Source organism: Streptomyces sp. CNS606, from assembly GCF_000426325.1.
Genome location: NZ_AUFD01000032.1, coordinates 1 through 21,939 on the forward strand (window position 1 = coordinate 1; position 21,939 = coordinate 21,939).

13 protein-coding genes, 1 rRNA gene and 1 pseudogene are annotated in these 21,939 nt (G+C 73.3%); 6 read left to right on the forward strand and 9 right to left on the reverse strand.

The window, feature by feature from the left end:
• The 4 genes and pseudogenes from K304_RS0119035 to K304_RS29955 form a co-directional block, all read right to left on the reverse strand.
• Positions 1 to 96 (reverse strand): 16S ribosomal RNA (locus K304_RS0119035); the annotation flags it as partial.
• A gap of 440 nt (positions 97 to 536) precedes the next feature.
• The gene (locus tag K304_RS33010) at positions 537 to 971 is read right to left on the reverse strand and encodes a DNA-3-methyladenine glycosylase (RefSeq protein WP_486591731.1); all 435 of its coding nucleotides are present in this window, start codon (positions 969 to 971) and stop codon (positions 537 to 539) included.
• Between the two features lie 28 nt (positions 972 to 999).
• Entirely contained in the window at positions 1,000 to 1,611 is a 612-nt protein-coding gene (locus K304_RS32340; protein WP_078529375.1) for a DNA-3-methyladenine glycosylase, read from the reverse strand.
• A 16-nt stretch (positions 1,612 to 1,627) separates the two neighbouring features.
• Positions 1,628 to 1,906 (reverse strand): annotated as a pseudogene (locus tag K304_RS29955) (DNA-3-methyladenine glycosylase); the annotation flags it as partial.
• Positions 1,907 to 2,029: 123 nt separating this feature from the next.
• Here K304_RS29955 and K304_RS0119050 point away from each other — a divergent pair.
• The gene (locus tag K304_RS0119050; RefSeq protein ID WP_027765048.1) at positions 2,030 to 2,812 is read left to right on the forward strand and encodes a sporulation protein; all 783 of its coding nucleotides are present in this window, start codon (positions 2,030 to 2,032) and stop codon (positions 2,810 to 2,812) included.
• 79 nt (positions 2,813 to 2,891) lie between these two features.
• Here K304_RS0119050 and K304_RS0119055 read toward each other — a convergent pair whose 3' ends face one another.
• Positions 2,892 to 3,323 carry a barstar family protein gene (locus tag K304_RS0119055; RefSeq protein WP_027765049.1) on the reverse strand — a complete coding sequence of 144 codons (432 nt, stop codon included), beginning with the start codon at positions 3,321 to 3,323 and terminating at the stop codon, positions 2,892 to 2,894.
• Positions 3,324 to 3,502: 179 nt separating this feature from the next.
• Here K304_RS0119055 and K304_RS0119060 point away from each other — a divergent pair, with 179 nt between their 5' ends.
• Positions 3,503 to 4,042 (forward strand): YbhB/YbcL family Raf kinase inhibitor-like protein, encoded by a 540-nt coding sequence (locus K304_RS0119060; protein WP_027765050.1) that lies wholly within the window; start codon positions 3,503 to 3,505, stop codon positions 4,040 to 4,042.
• Between the two features lie 217 nt (positions 4,043 to 4,259).
• Entirely contained in the window at positions 4,260 to 4,976 is a 717-nt protein-coding gene (locus K304_RS0119065) for a 4'-phosphopantetheinyl transferase superfamily protein (RefSeq protein WP_051308631.1), read from the forward strand.
• Between the two features lie 84 nt (positions 4,977 to 5,060).
• On the opposite strand, the gene K304_RS0119070 is transcribed toward K304_RS0119065, so the two are convergent.
• A complete protein-coding gene (locus K304_RS0119070) occupies positions 5,061 to 6,008 on the reverse strand; it encodes a methionyl-tRNA formyltransferase (RefSeq protein WP_027765052.1) in 948 nt (315 codons plus the stop codon).
• 248 nt (positions 6,009 to 6,256) lie between these two features.
• Here K304_RS0119070 and K304_RS0119075 point away from each other — a divergent pair, with 248 nt between their 5' ends.
• The 3 genes from K304_RS0119075 to K304_RS0119085 all read left to right on the forward strand — a co-directional run bounded on the left by K304_RS0119075 (position 6,257) and on the right by K304_RS0119085 (position 9,455).
• The gene (locus tag K304_RS0119075) at positions 6,257 to 7,609 is read left to right on the forward strand and encodes a SidA/IucD/PvdA family monooxygenase (protein WP_027765053.1); all 1,353 of its coding nucleotides are present in this window, start codon (positions 6,257 to 6,259) and stop codon (positions 7,607 to 7,609) included.
• Between the two features lie 62 nt (positions 7,610 to 7,671).
• Positions 7,672 to 7,881: an MbtH family protein gene (locus K304_RS0119080; RefSeq protein ID WP_027765054.1), complete on the forward strand. Its 210-nt coding sequence runs from the start codon at positions 7,672 to 7,674 to the stop codon at positions 7,879 to 7,881.
• Positions 7,881 to 9,455, forward strand: a complete 1,575-nt coding sequence (locus tag K304_RS0119085; RefSeq protein ID WP_027765055.1) for an amidohydrolase — start codon at positions 7,881 to 7,883, stop codon at positions 9,453 to 9,455. The genes K304_RS0119080 and K304_RS0119085 overlap by 1 nt, the downstream gene beginning before the upstream one ends.
• Before the next feature lie 98 nt (positions 9,456 to 9,553).
• On the opposite strand, the gene K304_RS0119090 is transcribed toward K304_RS0119085, so the two are convergent.
• Genes K304_RS0119090 through K304_RS0119100 form a run of 3 tightly spaced genes read right to left on the reverse strand, consistent with a single transcriptional unit; the run spans position 9,554 to position 21,938 of the window.
• Positions 9,554 to 10,573: a 3-deoxy-7-phosphoheptulonate synthase gene (locus K304_RS0119090; RefSeq protein WP_037791125.1), complete on the reverse strand. Its 1,020-nt coding sequence runs from the start codon at positions 10,571 to 10,573 to the stop codon at positions 9,554 to 9,556.
• Positions 10,573 to 11,973, reverse strand: coding sequence for an MDR family MFS transporter (locus tag K304_RS0119095; protein WP_027765057.1), 1,401 nt, complete (start codon positions 11,971 to 11,973; stop codon positions 10,573 to 10,575). The genes K304_RS0119090 and K304_RS0119095 overlap by 1 nt, the downstream gene beginning before the upstream one ends.
• The gene (locus K304_RS0119100) at positions 11,970 to 21,938 is read right to left on the reverse strand and encodes a non-ribosomal peptide synthetase (protein ID WP_027765058.1); all 9,969 of its coding nucleotides are present in this window, start codon (positions 21,936 to 21,938) and stop codon (positions 11,970 to 11,972) included. The genes K304_RS0119095 and K304_RS0119100 overlap by 4 nt, the downstream gene beginning before the upstream one ends.
• Position 21,939: the final 1 nt, after the last annotated feature.

Here is a 21,939-nt window from a genome sequence, read left to right on the forward strand (position 1 = left end):
CACTAATCCACCACCGAAGCGGCTTCATCGTTCGACTTGCATGTGTTAAGCACGCCGCCAGCGTTCGTCCTGAGCCAGGATCAAACTCTCCGTGAATGCTTCCCGGATATCCGGGCGACACATCACGAGAGCGGAACCGTCGGAGGAATAACCCGACGATCCACAGCGTCCTCGCTGTTGTGTTTCAAAGGAACCACGCCCCCACAAAACAGGGGGACGGGGTATCAACATATCTGGCGTTGACTTTTGGCACGCTGTTGAGTTCTCAAGGAACGGACGCTTCCATCGGAACCCTTTCACAGGCTCCTCCGGGCGCTTCCCTTCGGTGTGTCCACTACGCTAGCGGATTTCCCGTCCGGCTCAAAATCGAGCCTTTTCCGTCGGTTTACCGGCATGCCGATGAACCCCGGTTGGGAGTCGTAGGTAGTGGTGTAGCCGCCGGGAGGGTGCCCTTCGTGCGATCTTGCGATCGTCGCAGCGGGCCACTCGTTTCAGCGGCTCGATCCACGTTAGGCGTCCGGCGTCCCGGCGTCAAGTCACCGCTTCCGCCGACGGGGTTGGTTGGCACGGTAGGGCTCACCGTCCGGTCGTCGGCGATCCAGAAGCGCCAGGAATGGGCCGCTCCGTCTCGGCCCACACCGGTACGCGGGCCGGTGGTGACCGAGGCCGGGTCGGCGGGGCTGCGGGCGTGCACGGCGGAACGGAGCGCCGGCGTCCCGGCTGCACACGTCGGTTCCGTCCAGGTCCTCGTCGACGTCGAGGGCGGTTGCGTTGCCAGGCGGGCCGGGCTCCTTGGCCAGTTCGGCGTCGGTGCGGGCCGTCGGGCGTCTTTCGCGGGCCTGCTCGTGCCCCGTGAGGATCTCTCCCCCGCGCAGCAGCACCCCCGGCCGCACTCCCCTCGGGGCCGCAGGGCGACGTCGAGTACCTGTGGGAGGAACTGGACCACGAGGACCCTGACCGCACCGACTCACCGGCAGGCTGTCAGAGGCACACAGCGGGTCAGGCTCCGGCGGTCGGTTCGGCTCGCGGGCTCAGCCGGTACGCCGAGACCGTTGGATCACCAGCGAGGTAGAACCGGTGTTGCCAGTCGTGGGCCTTGCTCACGCCTACCCGAGGACCGACCCGGATGAGCGCGGCAGGTACCGGCTCTCCCTTGGAGAGCAGGATCGAGGTACCTGCCAGGAGGTCTGCGCCGTTGTGCTCTGCCGTGACGCCCAGTGCCTGGCCGACATTCCCCGGACCTCGGGCAAGACGTGGGCTCTCGACCCTCTCCCCTCGCCGCTTGCGCGCCAGGTGCTCGCCTTCGATGACCCTGCCTGCCCGGATGAGGACACCCGAGGCGACGCCATCCGTACCGGTGACGACGTTGGCGCACCAGTGAAGACCGTGGGACCGGTAGACGTAGAGGTGTCCTGCGGGCCCGAACATGGTGGCGTTGCGGGCAGTCCGGCCCCGGTAGGCATGGGAAGCAGGGTCAGCCGTGCCGGAGTACGCCTCGGTTTCCGTAATGGCGATGCTCACGGTCCCCTTGGAGGTCTTGCAGGTGAGGACGCATCCGAGCAGCTTGGGGGCGACCTCTTCAGCGGGATGGGAGAGGAGTTCAACGTTCATGCCGACTGCTTTGACATCCGTAGATGAAGCACACGTACGCGTGCCCGCCGGGGCCGAACATGGAGGCGTTGCGACGGGTCCGGCCCCGGTAGGCGTGCGAGCCCGGGTCGGGCGCCCCCGCGTACGCCTCCGCCTCGGTCAGGCGCACGGTGACGGGCCCCCGGGAGGTGCGGCGTACGAGGGTGCGGCCGAGGAGGGCGGGCGCGACCTCCAGTACGGGCCGGTCGAAGAAGGACCGCGGCAGGGGCGTCTCCGGGGCGGGCGTACGTGGCGTACCGTCGCGGCCGTCAGTCATGCGTCGGAGGCTACTGGACGGTTGCCGGGCATCCGGAACCGTCGCCGTCCCCGCCGCGTTCGTATCTGACGAGCGTCACGCACACACACGGGGGACGGGGAAACGTTCCCGGAGAGGACGAACATGGGCTTCAAGAAGCTGATGGCCAGCATGGGCGCGGGGGGCGCCTCGGTCGAGACGGTGCTCACCGAGCCGAACGTCGTGCCGGGTGGCGTCGTGCAGGGTGAGGTCCGCATCCAGGGCGGGTCCGTGGAGCAGCAGATCGAGGGCCTGTCCGTCGGTTTCCAGGCACAGGTCGAGGTCGAGGGCCAGGACACCGAGTACAAGCAGAACATCGAGTTCAACAAGCAGCGCCTGGGCGGCGCCTTCGAGGTGCAGCCCGGTGCGGTCCACGCGGTGCCCTTCAGCCTCGAGGTGCCGTGGGAGGCGCCGATCACCATGTTCATGGGCCGGCACCTGACCGGCATGCACATCGGCGTGGTCACGGAGCTGGAGATCGCGCGCGCCGTGGACTCCGGCGACCTCGACCCCGTGAACGTCCACCCGCTGCCCGCCCAGCAGGCCGTCCTGGACGCCTTCGGCGGGCTGGGCTTCCGCTTCAAGAGCGCCGACATGGAGCGCGGTCACATCCGCGGCACCCGGCAGCGGCTGCCCTTCTACCAGGAGATCGAGTTCTTCGCGCCGGAGCAGTACCGCGGTCTGAACGCGGTGGAGCTGAGCTTCGTGGCGGACCACCGTGAGATGGACGTCGTTCTGGAGATGGACAAGAAGCCGGGCCTGTTCAACGAGGGCGGCGACTCCTACCGCGCCTTCCAGGTGGACCTGGCGAACTTCCAGCAGACCGACTGGACGGCCTACCTCAACCAGTGGCTGTCCGAGGTCGGGGGCAAGCGCAACTGGTTCTGAGCGGAGCCTCGGCGGCAGGTGACGCCGCCGCGGCACGTGGAGGAGGGGGTCGTCCTGCGGGGCGGCCCCCTCCGTGCGTTCACCCCAGGAGTGCGGCCAGCGGGGACTCCCGGACGGCCCAGTAGCCCGCGGCCGCGCCCATGACCTCGGCGGCGCTGTCGGCCTCCTGCGGGGCGGCGTACTGGAACTCGGGCCAGCCGCTCGCGAGGATCAGGTAGCCGCGGGGTTCGCCCAGCCACGACAGGTCCGTGAGCCGGTCGGCCAGGGCGTCCCAGTCGCCGTCCAGCGGTCCGTCGAGTTCCAGGCCGTCGGCGCAGCGGGCGAGGAAGCCGGCGCGGTCGGTCACTCCGTCGAGGTCCACCACGGCGGCGTACCAGTCCTCCGCCTGTGCCTGGAGGATTACGTCCGGGCCCACCGATGCGGTGCGGTACACGCCCGGTGGCACGGTTCCGTCGAAGAGGCCGCTCAGGCCGCCCTCGGGCAGTTCAGGCAGTTGTGCGGAGCTGGTCACTGATGCACCACCGTTGTGAGGTTGTCCTACTGGTAGAGGGGGTCGCGGCGGATCGCGCCCACCGGGCGGTGGGGAGCCGCCGAGCACTTTCGTAGCACCCGCACATGCTGTCAGCCTGCGGCTCGTCCGCTCGTTAGGCTGGCCGATGCAGCGATTCGCTCGATGAGGAGGATCTCGACGTGACCGAGCAGAAGCGGCGTCCGCTCCCGCACGACCATCACCCGCCGGTGGCCTCGTTCACCGTGACGAGTGACGACGTGTCGGAAGGGCGGCGGCTGAAGGCCGATCAGGTGTACTCCGGGGGCAACGTCTCTCCCCACCTGCGCTGGGAGGGTTTCCCGGAGGGGACCGGCAGCTTCGCCGTCACCTGCTTCGACCCGGACGCACCGACCGGCAGCGGTTTCTGGCACTGGACGGTGTTCGACATTCCGGCGGACGTCACCGAACTGCCCGCGGGGGCCGGGACCGGCGACATGAAGGGTCTCCCCGAGGGCGCGGTGCACGTGCGGAACGACTACGGCACGCGGGACTTCGGCGGCGCCAACCCGCCGCCCGGCGACGGCCCGCACCGGTACGTGTTCACCGTGTATGCCGTGGAGGACGAGAAGCTGGGGGCGGACGCGGACGCGAGTCCGGCCGTGATCGGCTTCAACCTGCGCTTCAAGGCGATCGGCCGGGCGCACGTCGTCGGCGAGCACGAGGTGCCGGCCCAGAGCTGAGACGGCCCCGCCGGAAAATGCGTTGCGCCCCGCGGCCCCGGAGCGCACTGTGGTCGCCGGGCAGTCGGCACCGCAGGCGCGGGGGCGGCGGGGCGCTCGTGTCTGCGCCCGTCGTCCGCCGGAGTCCGGCCGGGGGCCGGGCGACCGCGCCGGCTGCCCGCTCGCTCCCCTCTCACCCGCGCGCGTCGCCGGAGGGACCCGGTCGTACGATCGCACGATGTCCTCCCTGTCGCCCGCCGTCGCCTGGCTGTCCCCCGAGCGAGCCGCACCGTCTCCGCTGTGGGGGGCTTCGCTCGCCTCCGTGTCGCTGTGGCTGGTGCGCGTCTCCGAGCACGTCCCCGCGCTCACGGAGGTGCCGGAAGTGCTGGACGCGCAGGAGCGCGCGCGGCTCGCCGCTCTCGTCCGGCAGGAGGACCGCGACCGCTACGTCGTGGCGCACCTCGCGCTGCGGCGGCTGCTGGGCGGCGCGCTGAACGTCGCGCCCGCGGAGGTGGAGGTGCTGCGCGAGCCGTGCGCCGGCTGCGGAGGCCCGCACGGCCGGCCCGTCGTGCGGGAACCGGGGGTGCACTTCTCGCTCTCGCACGCCGGGGACCTGGTGCTGTTGGGCTTCGCGGGGGTTCCCGTCGGGGTCGATGTGGAAGAGGTGCCCGACGCGGGGGCGGTGGCGGAGATGACGTCGTTCCTGCACCCCCGTGAGCGTGCGGAACTCGCCGCGCTGCCCGCCGGGGAGAGGCCGGAGGCGTTCGCCCGCTGCTGGACCCGCAAGGAGGCGTACCTGAAGGCGACCGGCACGGGGCTCGTCGAGGACCCGTCGGTGACGTGCGTCGGCGCGGGCGGTGAGCCCGCCGAACTCGGGGACTGGCGTGTCACCGATCTGGAGGCGCCGGCCGGCGGTTACGCGGCGGCCTGCGCCGTGCGGCGGGAGAAGGGGTAGGGCGCGCGGTCGTCCGCACCGTCCGTCCGCCCCCTCGGGGTGGGGCCGACGGACGGACGACGCGGTGCGTGGGTGCCGCCGTGCTCAGGCGCGGCTGGTCAGGTAGCCGCCCATGGAGGTGAAGTACTCGGTCGCGGGCAGTTCGCGGCCGTCCGCGGTCCGCACGCGGGTGACGGCGAGGCCGTGGTTGCGGCCGGTGCGGGCGTCCGCGCCCGCGACGATCACCACGCCCTCCCCCTCGCGGTAGAAGATGCGGCCGGGCGTGCCGCCGTAGCGGCCCTCGGAGACGACGGCGGAGACGACTTCGAGGCGCTGTCCCCGGTGGAAGGTGAACGCCGCCGGGTACGGGGCGGACTGGGCGCGGACGAGGCGCTCGAGATCGGCGGCGGGCCAGTTCCAGTCGATGCGGACGTCCTCCTCGGCACGCTTGTGGAAGAAGGTGGCCCGGGAGCGGTCCTGCTTGGTGAACTCGGCCTGCCCGGAGGCGATGAGGTCGAGGGCGCCGGTCGTGACGGGGGCGATGAGCTCGACGGTCTTGTGGAACAGGTCCGTGGCCGTGTCGGCCGGTTCGACGGTCACGGCGCGCTGCAGGACGATGTCACCGGCGTCGAGCTGCTCGTCCATCATGTGGGCGGTGACGCCGACTTCCGGCTCGCCGTTGATGAGTGCCCAGATCAGCGGCGAGAAGCCGGCGTACTTGGGCAGCAGCGAGTCGTGGACGTTGAGCGTGCCGTGGCGGGGCAGGGTGTAGATGCGCGGGGGTATCCACGTGCGCCAGTTGTTCGCCACGATGATGTCCGGAGCGGCGTCCTCGAGGCGCGCGAACAGCTCGTCGTCGTCGGGCCGGTTGCGGATGATCGTCGGGATGCCGTGTTCCTCGGCCAGGTCGGCGACCGAGTCGCTCCAGATCTTCTCGTAGGCGTGGTCGCTCTTGGGGTGCGTCACGACCGTCACGACGTCGTGCTCGGAGTCCAGGAGCGCTTGCAGCGTGCGGTGGCCCCAGGTCTGATAGCCGAACATGACGACCCGCATAGAGGTTCCTCCTCGAAGAGCGATGCAAACGGTCGACAAGTAAAGCAAGGCTTACCTTAGGGTGCAACGCGCCCCCGAACCAGGGCCGTTTACCACGCGACACCCCAATAGTCCGCTTCGCCCCGTCGACACGGGGGTCAGATCAGGTTAGCTTTACCTAAGTTCGCTCGGCCGCCCGTCAACCGGCGTGCCCTGAGCGCCCCGTTCCCCACGCCTGACCGGCGGCCGTCCCGCACGATGGGAGTGACATGTCTCAGGTTCTTCCTGGTGACGCACCTGTGATCCACGACCTCATTGGCGTCGGCTTCGGGCCGTCCAACGTGGCCATGGCCCTTGCGCTCAGCGAGCACAACGCGCGCGTCGGCAGGACGGAGGCGGTCACCTCCCACTTCTTCGAGCGCCAGCCGCGCTTCGGCTGGCACCGCGGCATGCTGATCGACGACGCCACCATGCAGGTGTCCTACCTCAAGGACCTGGTGACGCTCCGGAACCCGGCGAGCGAGTACAGCTTCCTGTGCTTCCTGCAGAGCAAGGGACGGCTGATCGACTTCCTCAACCAGAAGACGATGTTCCCGCTGCGCGTCGAGTTCCACGAGTACCTGGAGTGGGCCGCTGCGAAGGTCGACGACATGGTCTCCTACGACCACGAGGTCGTGTCCGTCGAGCCCGTCGTGCGCGACGGCACGGTGCAGTACCTGGACGTGACGGCCCGTTCGGGGTCGGAGGTGGTGGTCCACCGGGCACGCAACCTGGTACTCGGCACCGGCCTGCGGCCACAGATGCCCGACGGCGTCGCCCGCAGCGAGCGGATCTGGCACAACTCGGAACTGCTGGGCCGGGTGAACGAGCTCGACGGCCGCCGGCCGTCCCGCTTCGTCGTGGTCGGCGCGGGGCAGAGCGCCGCCGAGAACGTGGCCTACCTCCACCGCCGCTTCCCCGAGGCCGAGGTCTGCGCCGTCTTCTCCCGCTACGGCTACAGCCCCGCCGACGACAGCAGCTTCGCCAACCGCATCTTCGACCCCGGCGCGGTGGACGACTACTTCGCCGCTCCCGACCCCGTCAAGCGCAAGCTGATGGACTACCACGGGAACACGAACTACTCGGTGGTCGACGTCGACCTCATCAGCGACCTGTACCGGCAGGCGTACCGGGAGAAGGTCCTCGGCGCCGAGCGCCTGCGCTTCCTCAACGTGTCCAGGCTCCTCGGGGTCGAGGAGGAGCCGGACGGCGTGCGCGCGACCGTCACCTCCCTGGTCACCGGTGAGGAGACCGCGCTGGAGGCGGACGTCGTCGTCTGCGCCACCGGCTACCGGCCCGCGGACCCGCTCGGCGTCCTCGGCGAGGTCGGCGACCTCTGCCACCGGGACGAGCACGGCCGCGTCCGCGTCGACCGCGACTACCGCATCGCCACCGAGGACGCGTTGCGCTGCGGCATCTACCTTCAGGGCGGCACCGAGCACACACACGGCATCACGTCGTCCCTGCTGTCCAACACGGCTGTCCGCGTCGGTGAGATCCTCGACTCGCTCCTCGCCGCAGAGGTGAAGTCCGCCGACGACGAGGCGCGCAACGTCGGCGACCAGGTCGGCTCCGCCCGGTAGGCTGTGCCCGGGCTCTGTCCGGCGCCGAGGAACGACACCGCACTCGAGGAGTCACGACACACATGAGCACGAACCCGTTCGAGGACCCGCAGGGCCACTTCCTGGTCCTCGTCAACGACGAGGACCAGCACTCGATGTGGCCCTCCTTCGCCGAGGTGCCCGCCGGATGGCGCACCGTCTTCGGCGAGGAGTCCCGCGACGCGTGCCAGGCGTACGTCGAGGAGCACTGGACCGACATGCGCCCGGCCGGCCTGGTCGCCCTGCAGCCCTGATGCTCTGCACGAGGCTGACCAACGCACGGTTCCTCACCATGGATCCGGCCCGTCCCGTCGCGCACGACCTCGGCGTCTGGCAGGGCCGGATCGTGGGCCTCGACGAGGCGGTCACCGCGCTGCCCGCACGCGAGGTGGTCGACCTGCAGGGCGCCACCGTGCTCCCCGGGTTCATCGACGGCCACGTCCACCTGGCGTGGGCCGGGCGGAGGGCGAGCACGCCGAACGTCGCCCCGTGCGAGCGGGTCGAGGACGTGCTCGCCGTCGTGGCGGACGCGGCGGAGGCCGTCTCCCGCACACGCGCACCCGGTGCCTGGGTGGAGGTCGCCGGATACGACCAGCGTTCCCTGGGGCGGCACCTGACCGCCGGGGAACTGGACCGGGTCAGCCGGGGACACAAGGTGTTCCTGATGCACGACTCCGGGCACGCCTGCGTGGTCAACAGCGCCGTTTTGGACCTGCTGCCGGCCGAGGTGCCCCACCAGGACGGCTTCCTGGCGGAGAGCGCCATGGCCGCCGCGCGCCGCCTGCGCCTCCCCTACTCGCAGGAGGAGATCGCGGACGCGATCGAGCACGCGGGCCGCACCTGCCGCGCCGAGGGCATCACCGCGTGCGCCGAGGCGGGCATCGGCGGTGGCCTGCTCGGTCACAGCCCCGTGGAGTTCGGCGCCTACCAACTGCTGCGGGAGCAGGGGCGTCTGCCGCTGCGGGTCCAGCTGATGGCGGCGGCCGACACGCTGCGGCCGCTGGCCGCGCACCCCGACGACGGCATCCCGCGTGGCATGGACCTCGGTGTGCGCACCGGGTTGGGCGACGACTGGCTGTCCCTGGGCGCGCTCAAGGTCTACACCGACGGCGGCATGATGGCCCGCACGGCCGCGCTCACCGCCCCCTACGAGGGTTCCGACCACGACGGGCAGTTCCAGGACGACCCCGACCGCCTCTTCGACCTCATCGTGGACGGGCATCTCGCCGGCTGGCAGCTCGCCGTCCACGCGATCGGCGACCGCGCCGCCGACCTGGCGCTGAACGCCCTGGAGGCGGCGCAGAGCCGCCGTCCGCGCCCCGACGCGCGGCACCGCATCGAGCACGCCGGGCTGATCCGCCCCGACCAGCTCCCGCGCTTCGCGCGCCTCGACGTCCATGCCGTGATCCAGCCGAACTTCCTGCGCTACTTCGGCGACGACTACGCGGCCGTGATGGGAGAGCGGCGCGCCCCGTGGCTGTACCGGGGCCGGGGATTCCTCGACCACGGGGTCCGGGTCGTCGGCAGCTCGGACCGGCCGGTCACCGACGGATCACCGCTGCGGGCCGTCCAGTTCATGGTCGAACGCGCCACGCTCTCGGGGCGGTCGGTCGGTCCGGACGAGGGCCTCACCGTCCACGAGGCCCTGTACGCCTACACCGTCGCCGGCGCGTACGCCTGCCGGTGGGAGGACCGCGCGGGCAGCCTCTCCCCCGGCAAGCGCGCCGACCTGGTCGTGCTCGGGGACGATCCCCACCGGGTCGACACCTCGCGCATCGGCGACATCGACGTGGTCGCCACCTACGTGGACGGCGTCGAAGCCCGGTAGGCACCCCACGAGGGAACGGGGGCCACACCGCCCGAAGGCGGAGAAGAGCGCCGCCGGTCGCCACGGTCGTGGCGACCGGCGGCTTGCCGTCGTTCCGGTCAGGGCCGTGCCCGACGGCGACGGGCGGCCAGCGCGAGACTCTCGAGCAGCGGCTCGGTACGGGACCAGCCCAGGCAGGCGTCGGTGACGCTGAGGTCGCGGCGGGCGATGTCCGCCGCGATGTCCTGCCGGCCGTCGGCCAGGTACGACTCGATCATCACACCGACCAGGGCGGGGTCGCCACCGGAGATCTGTGCGGCCACGTCGGCGACGACGGCGGGCTGGCGGTTGTGGTCCTTGCCGCTGTTGCCGTGCGAGGCGTCGACGACGAGGCGTTCGGGCAGTCCGGCCGACGCGAGGGCGGCACGGGCCTGCGCGACGCTCGCCCGGTCGTAGTTGGGGGTGGGCCCGCCGCGCAGCACCAGGTGGGTGTCGGGGTTGCCGGTGCTGTGCAGCATGGTGAGGCGGCCGTCGGGGGACACCGCGGGGAGGGTGTGCTGGTGGGCGGCGGCCTGGATGGCGGCCACGGCGGTGTCCAGGCGCCCGGAGACACAGTTCTTCATGCCGATCGGCATGGGGAGCCAGGACGCCAGGTGGCGGTGGGGCTGGCTGGCGACGGTGCGGGCGCCGATCGCGCCCCACGACACGGTGTCGGCGACGTAGGCGCTGAGGGCCGGATCGACGAACTCGTAGGCCAGGGGCAGGCCGGTGGCGGCCGCTTCGGTCAGGAAGGACCGGCCGACGCGCAGGCCGGTGGCCAGGTCGCTCTTCCCGTCGAGCCGCGGACTGGTGAGCAGACCCGTCCAGCCCGCAACGGTGCGGGGCTTCTCCAGATAGGCGCGGAAGACCACGACCAGGTCGTCGGCGAGGCGCCGGGCGGCGGGAGCGAGCAGGTCCGCGTACTCCAGCGCCGCTTCGGGGTCGTGGACGGAGCACGGGCCGACGATCGCGAGCAGACGCGGGTCGCGGCCGGCCAGCACGTCGGCGACGGTCTCCCGGTGCTGCGCGACGGCCTTCTCGGTCGCCGCCGGCAGCGAGTGCGCGGTGGACAGGTCGGCCGGTGTGGGCAGTGGATGCATCACGGCTTCCTAGCGTGGGTTCGGGGCAGCCTGGTGGCCCCGGCGGCGGCGAGCAGGCACAGGCCGAGCACCCACCAGAAGGTGTCGGCGAACGCCTGGTCGATGTCCGTGCTCCGGGCGGCCAGCCGGTCCTGCAGCACCACGGCGAGCGCCGCGGTGCCGACCGAACCGCCCACGGTGTTGAGCAGGTTGAGGGCTCCGGAGGCCCGGGGAAGGTGCTCGGGTTCGATGCGGCTGTAGACGATGTTCATCACCGGTGCGCCGATCATGGCCATGCCGAGGCCGCGGACCAGCAGCGCTGCGGCGATCACGGGGTCCGGCAGCCCCTGGCCGAGCTGGGTGAACGGGACGGTGCCCGCGAGGACCAGCGCGATGCCGGTCACCACCAGCGTGCGCGGGGCCACCGCTTCGATGGTGCGGTTGACCAGCACCGATCCGGCGGCCGCGCCCACCCCTTGGGGTGCGAGCAGCAGCCCGGCCTCCCAGGGCGACAGGCCCCGGCCGGTCTGGAAGTACAGCGGCAGGAGGAATGCCGTGCCGAACACCGACGCCCCCAGCACGAGCAGCGCCAGGGCGGCGGCGCCGAACGGCGGCCGGGTGAACAGGCGGGGGTCGATGAGCGGGGTGCGGCGGGTGCGGAGCCCGTGCACCACGAAGCCGGCGAGCATGGCCAGTCCGGCGGCGATCCCGACGGTCGCGGGGACGGTGCGGCCGTGTGCGACCTCGGTGAGCCCGAGGACGAGCACGGCCAGACCGGGCGAGAGCAGCACGGCCCCCCGCAGGTCGAACGCGGTCCGCCGGTCCGAGGCAGGCACCGCCGGCACGTACCGGCGGGCCAGCAGGATCGCGGCCGCGCCGATCGGCAGGTTGACCAGGAACAGCCACGGCCAGGGCGCCACGTGCAGGATGGAGCCGCCCGCCAGCGGGCCGAGCACCGGGGAGAGCAGCGGGACGACCGCGACGATGCTGATGACCCGTCCGGTACGGCCGGGCCCGGCGACGCGGGCCAGCAGCGCCTGGCCGGTCGGCGGCAGCAGTCCCCCGCCGAGGCCCTGGATCACCCGGAACACGACGAGGCTGGTCGCCGACCAGGCGAGCGCGCACAGCACCGAGCCGAGCAGGAACACGCCGACCGCCACGAGCCAGGTACGGCGCCCGCCGAAGCGGTCGGCCAGCCACCCGGACGCCGGAACGGCGGCGACGACGGCCAGCAGGTAGGCGGTGGTGACCCACTGGATGCCGGCGACGGAGGTGCCGAACTCCTCGGTCAGGGTGTCGATGCCGACGCTGACGATGGTGGCGTCCATGGTGGCCATGAACGTGCCGAGCACCAGGATGAACGCGATGCGCAGCAGCCGTCCGTCGACCCGTTCCGCCGGGGGCGCGGTCTTCTCGCTCATCGGCGCTCCAGGAGGTCGGTGACGTCGGTGTCCAGGTGGGCGCGCAGCGTGCGGAGCAGTTCGAGGAGCTCTGCGGCGAGTCCGTCGGCCTCGACTCCGGCCCGGCGGGCGAGCACGCCGGTCCATCCGGCGCCGTCCGGCATGACGGTCAGGGTCACCGGATGGTGGGTGGCCTCGCGGAACCGCGTCCCGACGACGGTGAGCCCGGGGGCGGGTTCCCGCAGCCGGTCCGGGTCGACGGGGTAGTTCTCGAAGACCACCAGGCTGTCGAAGAGCCGCTGCCGGCCGGTGGCCCGCTCCACGTCGGGCAGGGCCACGTGGTGGTGTTCGACCAGGGCCCGCTGCCGGGCCTGGAGGCCGGCAAGGGTCTCGGCGAGCGTGCCGCGCAGCGTGGCCCGTACGGGCACGGTGTTGGCCAGCAGGCCGATGATCTCCTCGACCCCGTCCAGCTCCGGAGGGCGGCAGGCGACCATGGCGCCGAAGCAGACGTCGGTGTGCCCGGAGCGCCGGGCGAGCAGCAGCGACCAGGCGCCCTGGAGGAGGGTGTTGCGGGTCAGCCCGCGCTCGGCACCGAGGGCGGTGAGGTCGGCGACCAGCTCGGCGTCGAAGGCGATGACGTCGGGTTCCTGCCACGCGGGGCCGGCGTCACCGGCGTCGCTCAGGTAGTTCCCCTCGGGCAGGCCGTCCAGTTCGGCGGCCCAGGCGCCGAGGTCGGGTTCGTGGTCGGTGCGCCAGCGCAGGTAGTCGGAGAAGGGTACGGGGGCCGGGAGGTCCGGTGCCGTACCGCGCACGCGGGCGGTGTACAGGGCGAACAGTTCGGTGAGGATGCGGGGCGCCGACCAGCCGTCGGAGAGGACGTGATGGCTGGTCAGGACCAGGTCGGCGCGGTCGTTTCCGTGGCGGATCACGGTCAGCCGGACGAGGGGTCCCGCGGTGAGGTCGAATCCTTCGGCCAGGTCCGCGGCCAGCACCTCGTCGGCGGGCCCGTCGGTCACGCGGCAGTCCGGCCGCGGCGCCTCGGGGATCACCGCCAGGTCGGCGGGGAAGACGGCGCCCAGGTTCGGGTGGCGGGCCAGCAGGTCGGCGCCGGCGGCGTGCAGGGCGTCGACGTCGAGCGGTCCGGCGAGGGAGAACGTCGACTGCACCGTGTACGGGTCGGGGCGTTCGCTGCGGGAGTGCCGCAGCATCACCTCCTGCAGCGGCGTGAGCGGTTGCACCTCGGCGGCCGGACGGTCGCCGTCGAGGGCCCTGATCTCCGGTGCGGCGGCGACGCGTCGGAGCGCGGTCCGCAGGTGCTCGGCCAGGCCGGCGATCTCGTCGGCGGTGAACAGCGCGGACGGCCAGGTGATCCGGACCCCGAGCGCGTCGTCGCGCACCAGGGCGTTGACCATGAGGCCGTGCGGCAGGGGCATGGTGTCGGAGCCCCCCGAGCCGAGCGGGTCGGCGTCCGGCGGCGCCTGCCACGGCGTCTCCTGTTCCGGGGCGCCGGGGTACTGCCCGAGGTAGTTCCAGGCGATCTCCGGTCGCGCGGGGTCGAGCAGACCGGCCGTGGTGAGGATGCCGTGGCCGAGACAGTCGCCCTGGGCGCGCAGGCGCCGGGCGACGGCCTTCACGTCGTCGCCCGCGTCGAGCCGCACCGGGTGGACGGCGGTGAACCAGCCGACGGTCTGCGACAGGTCGACCTGCGGCGGGCGGCCGTGGCTCTCCAGCGCGACGAGCAGGTCCGGCGTCCCGCGCCAGGCGCGGACGGCCTGGACGAGCGCGGTGAGCAGCGGAGCGTCCGGGGTGGTGCGGTAGGCGGCGGGCAGGGTCGTGACGAGGGCGCGCGTGGCGTCGGCGTCGAGGGCGATCTCGTGGTGGAGGGCGGTGCCCACGGTGTCCCGGGCGGGGTCGAGCGGCCCGGTGAGCGACGGCGTGGGGGTCATCTGCCGCCAGTGCGGCAGTTCGGCACGCCGGTCGGCGTCGCGCAGCGAGCGCGCCCAGCCGAGGAACGACTGCCCGTGGCGGGCCAACGTCCCGCCCGCGTGGGCGTGTTCGAGGTCGTCCAGCAGGACGCGCCAGGACACGCCGTCGACGACGAGGTGGTGGGCGACGAGGACGAGCCGGCCGGGCCGGGCCGGGCCGGCGTCGACCCACACCGCGCGCAGCAGCGGGCCGGTGCGCGGGTCCATCGCCGCCCGGGCCCGGTCGGTCAGGGAGTCGGTCAGGGCGCGGAGGTCGTCCGTCGCCCGGGCGCAGGTCAGCACGTCGGCGGCGGTGACGGCGCCGGCCGGCGGGACGCGCAGGGCGTCGTCGGTCAGGTGCGCGCGGAGCACGTCGTGCCGGGCCAGTACGGCGTCCAGCACGGTCCGCCAGGTCGCCTCGTCGCCGCCCGGCGGCACGCAGACCTCCACCCACTGGCAGAAGCCGTCGGCGGCGGGCCCGGCCCGGTCGAGCAGGTCCCGCATGAGCGGAGTCAGCGGCGCGTCGCCGACGGCCGGGACGTCGTCGCCGTCGAGGGCGCGTGCGCGGGCCGCGATGCCGGCGACCGTCTCGCCCTCGAAGACGTCGCGGGCGGTCAGGCCGAGCCCGCGGCGGCGGGCGCGGGAGACGACCTGGAGCGAGACGATGCTGTCGCCGCCGATGGTGAAGAAGTCGTCGTCGGGGCCGATGTCGTCGGTGCCGAGGATGTCCCGGAAGACGGCCAGCAGCGTTTCCTCGGCCCCGGTGGCGGGTGCGCGCCGCGGGGCGGCGGCGGTCTCGGGGTCGGGCAGCGCGGCGGGGTCGAGCTTGCCGCTGGGACTCAGCGGCAGGTGGTCGACGGGCACCAGCACGGTCGGCACCATGTGGTCGGGCAGCTCCGCGGCGAGGTACTCCCGCACGCGTGCCACGTCCAGGTCGGCGCCGTCGGTCGGGATGACGTAGCCGACGAGCCTGCCCTCCCTCAGGATCACGGCGCAGGCGCGGACGTCGGGGTGGCGGGTGAGGGTGGTCTCGATCTCGCCGAGTTCGACCCGGAAGCCGCGGACCTTGATCTGGTGGTCGGCGCGGCCGAGGAAGACCAGTTGTCCGTCGGGGCGCCACCGCACCAGGTCGCCGGTGCGGTACATCCGTGTCCCCGGCGGGCCGAACGGGTCGGCCACGAATGCGGCGGCGGTCAGGCCGGGGCGTCCGATGTAGCCGCGGGCCAGGCTCGGTCCGGCGAGGTACAGCTCGCCCGTCACACCGACGCCGACGGGCTGGAGTCCGCCGTCGAGGACGTAGGCGCGGACGTTGGGGTCGGGGCGGCCGATCGGCAGCGGGCCGGGGTCGTCCGGGTCGTAGTGCCAGGTCACGGAGTTGATGGTGACCTCGGTGGGCCCGTAGGCGTTGAAGAGCGCGCGGCGGCCCTCGCCCCAGCGCCGCGCCAGTTCGGGGTCGAGGCGCTCGGCGCCGACGACGAAGAACACGTCGGGGTCGACCGTGCGGTCGTCCGGCATGGCGGCGAGGAACGACGGCAGCAGGTTCACTCCGGTGACGCGGTGTTCGACGATGTAGTCGAGGAGTTCGTCGCCGGGGACGCGCACCTCCTCGGGCGCGATCACGGAGGTGCCGCCGGAGAGCAGCGGCACCATGGTCTGCCAGAACGCGACGTCGAAACTGGTGGTCGCGAAGTGCAGGTACCGGTCGTGCTCGGTGACGCCGACGACCTCCTCCTGGAGCGCGATGAGGTCGGGCACGCCGCGGTGGGTGACGCCGACGCCCTTGGGGCGCCCGGTGGTGCCGGAGGTGTAGATGACGTACGCGAGCGCGTCCTCGTTGAGGTGGGCGCGCGCCTCCGCCGGGTCGGTGTCCGGTGCGGACGCGAGGGTGTCCGGGTCGTCCAGGCGCAGCACCGGCAGCGCACGTCCGGTGGGCGGTTCGGCGCCGGTCGACAGGACGGCAGCCGGGGCGATGTCGTCGATCATGTAGGCCAGCCGCTCCTGCGGGTAGGCCGGGTCCATGGGCACGTACACGGCGCCCGCCTTGGCGACGCCGAACAGGGCCACCGTCATCTCGACGTCGCGTCCGACGAGGACGGCGACGGGGTCCTGGGGCCGCACGCCGTGCGCGATGAGGGTGTGGGCGAGCCGGTTGGCCTGCCGGTCCAGTTCGGCGTAGCCGAGGCTGCGGTCGCGGCAGACCAGGGCCTCCGCGTCGGGCTTGCGGCGCACCCAGCCGGCGAACTCCTCCAGCCAGTGGCCGCGTTCCTTCGCGGCGACGATCTCGGTGCCGGTGCGCAGGACGCGCTCCCGCTCCTCGGCGTCGAGGAGGGGCAGGCCGACGGCGGGACGCGCCGGGTCGTCGACGATCTCCCGCAGGAGGTGGTGCAGCCAGCGGGCGTAGTCGCGCACGGTCTGCTCGGTGAAGGCGTGCGGCTGGTAGCCGAGGCCGATCGTGATCTCGTCCTCCGGGATCACGATGACGGTCAGCGCGTAGTGCGTGGCGTCGGTGATGTCCACTCCGGCGAGGTCCAGCCCGGGGGCGAGGGGGGTGCGCTTCCGGCTGGAGAGCGGGAAGTTCTCCATCACCAGCATGGTGTCGAAGAGTTCGCCGGCCCCGGCGTTGCGCTGGATCTCGGGCAGGCCGACGTAGTGGTGCTCGGCCAGGGTGACGCTCTCGTCGTGCACGCGGGCCATCACCTCGCGCACGGTCTCGTCCTGCGCGTGCCGGATGCGGACCGGGATGGTGGTGCCGAGCTGGCCGATCATCGATCCGACGCCGTCCACTTCGGCGGGCCGTCCGGAGACGGGGCAGCCGAAGACGACGTCGCGGCGGCCGGTGAGCTTGCCGAGCAGCAGGCCGTAGGCGGTCTGGAGGACGGTGGTCAGGGTGACGCCCTGCTCGCGGGCGAAGGCGCGGAGCCGGTCACTGAACTCGCGTCCGAGGCCGGTGGTCACGCGCCCGGGCCGCTCGACGGCGGTCTCGGTGGTCGCGGGTGCGAGGCGGGTCGCGTCGTCCACGCCCGCCAGCGCGTCGCGCCACGCGGTCAGGGAGGCTTCCCGGTCGCGGCCGGCGAGCCAGCGGAAGTACTCCGACAGCGGGGGGCCGGCGGGCACGGCGGGGCCGCCGCCGAGTTCGGCGTAGAGGGCGAGGAGCGTGCGGCCGACCAGCGGCATCGACCAGCCGTCGAGCAGGGCGTGGTGGTTGGTGATCACCAGTTTGTGCTCGGCGGGTCCGGTGCGGGAGAGCAGGAAGCGGATCAGCGGGGGCTTCGCCGGGTCGAACGGGCGGGCCAGTTCGGCGCGGGCGGCCTCCGGGAAGCGGTCGTCCTGGGTCCACTCCAGGGTGACGTCGGCCGGGATCACCTGCACCACGTCGTCGCCGACCGGGGCGAGGTGGACGCGCAGCGCGGGGTGACGGCGCAGCAGTTCCCGTGCGGCCTCGGCCATCAGGGCCGGGTCCAGCGTTCCGGCGAGGGTGGTCACGGCCTGCACGACGTACACGTCGGTGTCCTGGTCGTCGCGGACCAGGGTGTGGAACGACAGCCCGACCTGGAGGGGCGTGGCGGGCAGGACGTCGGCGACGGGGCCGGTGCGTTCGAGGGTGTCGATCGCGGCCTGGTCGAGGGCGACCAGGGGCAGGTCGGACGGGGTGAGGCCGCCGGCGGTGTGCCGGGCGTGGTCGGCCAGGGCCTCCAGCGCGGCGGCCCATGCCGCCTGGAGGTCGCCGACCGCGTCGGGGCCGAGCACCTCGCCGGCGGCGGTCCACTCGACGGCGAGCCGGGGCGCGCCCTCCTCGTGGACGAAGCAGTTGAGGGCCAGGACCTGTTCCAGCGCCTTGGCGTCCGGCTCGGTCACGGAGAAGGCGTCCTCCTCCGGGAGCCGCCAGCCGGGTGCGGGCGCGTCGGAGAACCGGCCGAGGTAGTTGAGCAGGACGTCCGGGGGCGGTGCGGCGGCCAGTTCGGGCCCGGCCGACGGGTCGAGGTGGCGCAGGACGCCGTAGCCGACGCCCGCGTCGGGGACGCCGCGCTTGGCCTCCTTGGCGGCGCGCAGCACCTGGCCGGTGCCGCCGGAGGCGGGGACGCGCAGCGGATACTCGCTGGTGAACCAGCCGACGGTGCGGGACAGGTCGAGGTGTTCGCGGCCGTGGCCCTCCATGGTGACGGTGGTGGCCTCGCCGGTCGGGCCGAGGTCGCGGAGGGCGAGGACGAGTGCGGCGAGCAGCACCTCGTCGACGCCGGCGCGGTAGGCGGCGGGGAGGGTGGTCAGCAGGGCTTCGGTGACCTCCGGGGAGGCGACGGTGACCGAACGGCGCGCGGTGGCGACGGTGTCGCGGGTCTGGTCCAGGGGGCGGGCACCGAGGCGCGGGGCGCTCTCCAGCGCGGCCCGCCAGTAGGGCAGTTCGTCCCGGCGGGCGCCGGACTCCCCCTGCTCGGCGAGGGCCGTGGCGTGCCGCCGCCACGACGTGCCGGCCGGGGCGAGGGTGCCGCCGGTGCAGGCCGTGTGGAGGTCGGGCAGCAGGATGCGCCAGGACACGCCGTCCATGGCGAGGTGGTGGACGACGACGACCAGCCGGTCCGGGACGCCCTCGCCGGTCCGTACGAGGGTGACGCGCAGCAGGTCGCCCGTGCGCGGGTCGAGTTCGGCGGCCAGGTCGCGTGCCAGCGCCGCGACGTCCTGGTCGTGGACCTCACGGACGACGGCCGGGACGGAGCCGGCGGGGAGGACGTCGAGTCCGTCGCCGGCCCGCAGGCGCAGTGCGTCGTGGTGGTCGAGCACGGCCCGGACGCCCGAGGCCAGCGCGTCGTGGGCGAGTCCGTCGACACGGAGGGCGGTCCACTGGGCGTAGCCGGCGACGACGTCCACGTCGGGGTGCGGGTCGAGGAGTGCGCGGACGATCGGCGGCGCGGGGACCGGGCCGGTCGGTTCGTCGGCGGGCTCCGGGGTGTCCTGCACGGGCGTGGCGGAGGCGGCCAGGGCGGCGAAGCTGCGGTTCGCCAGCAGGTCGCGCGGGCGCAGCTGGAGGCCGCGGGCGCGGAGCCTGCTGCTGACGGTGATGGCGGTGATGCTGTCGCCGCCGAGGGAGAAGAAGTCGTCGTCGACACCGACCTGTTCGGCCTCGAACACCTCGGCGAGGACGGCGCACAGCTGCCGTTCGGGCTCGGTGCTCGGCGCCCTTCCGCCGGTGGTGGCCGCGGGTGCGGGCAGGGCGGCGCGGTCGAGCTTGCCGTTGGGGGTGACCGGCAGAGCGTCGAGCACGACCACGGCGGCGGGCACCAGGTGCTCGGGCAGGCGCGCGGCGAGGTGGGCGCGGACGGTCTCCGGCGTGGCGGAGGAGGAGACGACCCAGCCGACCAGGCGTGCGGACCGGACGGCGGCGGCCGCCGCCGTGACGGAGGGCACCGCGCCGAGCGCGGCCTCGACCTCGCCGATCTCCACCCGGTGGCCGCGGACCTTGACCTGCCCGTCGCCGCGGCCGAGGTACTCCAGACCGCGTCCGGGCACCCAGCGGGCCGTGTCGCCGGTGCGGTACATCCGGTCGCCGGGGGTGCCGTACGGGTCGGCGACGAACCGGTCGGCGGTCGCGCCGGGCATGCCGAGATAGCCGCGGGCCAGGTGCGGGCCGGCGAGGTAGAGCTCGCCCGCGGTGCCGTGCGGCACCGGCTGGAGCGCGTTGTCCAGGACGTAGGCGCGGGTGCCCGCGAGCGGCCGTCCGATCGTCGGTTCCTCGCCGGTGATCCTCGCGGTGGTGCCGTCGACCGTCGCCTCGGTCGGGCCGTACATGTTGCGGGCGGTGACGCCCGCTTCGGCGACCCGGCGCCACAGGGCGGGGGGTGTGGCCTCGCCGCCCAGGACCAGCAGCGTCGGCCGCAGGTCCAGCAGGCCGCCGTCGAGGAGCGGCACGGCCATGGACGGTGTGGTGTCCACGACGTCGATGCCGTCGCGGGCGTACGCGGCGAGGAGGGCGTCGGCGTCGCGGGCGGTCTCCGCGTCGTAGACGTGCAGTTCGTGCCCGCACAGCAGCCACACCAGGTGGTCGCATGCGGAGTCGAAGGCGAACGAGTAGGTGTGGGCGACGCGCAGGCGCCGGCCCGCGTCCCGTTCGGCCTCGGCGACGACGGTGGCCCGCTGGTGGTGCAGCAGCGCGGCGAGGCCGCCGGTGCGGACGAGCACGCCCTTGGGGCGTCCGGTCGATCCGGAGGTGTGGATGACGTAGGCGAGGTGGTCGGGGTGCCGGGGCGCGGCCAGGTCGCCGTCGTGCAGCGGCGCGCCGGACAGTGCGGCCGCCTCGTCGAGCAGCGTGCACCAGGGCAGGCCGTCGATCGTGCCGTCCGTCAGGACCAGCGCGGGGCTCGTGTCGGCGACGAGTTCACGCAGCCGTTCGCGGGGGTGCGTGACGTCCAGGGGCTGGAACGCGGCGCCCGCGTCGAGCACCGCGAGCAGGGCGACCACCAGGTCGGCGGAGCGGGGCAGGGCCAGGGCCACGAGGTCGTCGGGACCGATGCCGCGGGCGCGCAGGGCGCGGGCCAGCCGGTGCACCCGGGCGGCCAGTTCGCCGGCGGACAGCCGGTCCTCCCCGCAGACCAGGGCGGTGTCCCCGGGCCGGGCGGCGGCCATCGCGTCGAACGCGGCGGGCACGTCGAGCGGTGTGCCGGGCAGGGCGGGCGGGGTCCAGTCGGCCGGCAGCCGCCCGCCCTCGCCGGTGAGGGGGATGCGTCCCACGGGCAGGCCGTCGGTCAGCCCGGCCAGCAGGGCCCGCAGGCCGGTCAGCTTGCCGTCGACGGTGGCCTGGTCGTTGGTGCGGGCGTCGACCTCGAAGCCGAGCAGCAGGCCGCCGTCACGCGTGGGGAGGACGCTCAGGCCCATGTCCTCGGGCGGGCCGCCCGCGACGTTGCGCATCACTCCGGTGGCGCCGGCGAAGTCGATCGCCAGGTCGAAGGCCTTGAGGTTGATGCCGCGTCCGTGCAGCAGCGCGCCCGCGCCGGGGGCGCCGAGGTCGCGGGGCAGGTCCTCGCCCCGGTAGCGCTGGTGCTCGCGCATCTCGCGCATGGCGGCGGCGACGCGCCGGCCGAGGGCACCGAGGTCGTCCCCGCCGCGGACGGTCGTCCGCAGCGGCAGTACGTTCACGGCCATGGCGGGGGTGCGCAGTTCGGCGGAGCCGGCGCGGCACATCAGCGGGAGGGCGAACACCACGTCGGTGTGGCCCAGCATGCGGTGGAGGAAGGCGGCGTAGCAGGCGATGAGCGCCTCGCCCCAGGTGACGCCCTCGCGTTCGGCGTACGCGCGCAGTCGTGCCGTCCCGTCGGGCGTGACGACGGCGCGGGCGGTCAGGGTGCGGTCGGGTGGTCCGGCGGCGCTGCCGGTGTCGCCGAGGTCGGGCAGCGGGGTGAAGCGGTCGACCCAGTAGGCGCGGTCCTCGGCGAACCGCTCGCCGTCGCGGTAGGCACGGTCGCCCGCGACGATGTCGGCGAACGAGCCGAAGGGGCTCTTGGGCGCCTCGGTCCCGCGCACCAGCGCGGTGTAGCGGGCGGCGGTGCGGCGGGCCAGCATCGCGGCGCTGTAGCCGTCGAAGACCAGGTGGTGGCCGAGCTGGGTGTACCAGACCTCCCGGTCGGACAGGCGGATGACGGTGCGCGCGTACAGCGGCCGGTCCACCATCTCCCGGCACGCCTCACCGGCCCGGGCCCGTTCGGCTTCGACCAGGGCGTGGGCGGCGGCGGACGGGTCGGCCGCCGCTTGGACGTCGACGACCTCGGGCGGCTCGACGGGCGTGTCGTCGATCGTCTGCCGCGGCCCGTCCGGGGTGTCGTGGAACCGCAGCCGCAGGCTCTCGGCCTCCTCGGTGGTGGCCCGGACGGCTTCGACCAGCGCGTCCACGTCGACCGGCTCGGTGCCCGCTATCTCCACCACGTCGCCGACGAGGTAGAAGGGCGAGTCGGGCTCCAGACGCTGCGCGTTCCAGATCCCGGTCTGGGCGCTGGTCAGGGCGAGCAGCCCGTCCGGGGACACGGGTGAGGCGCTCAAC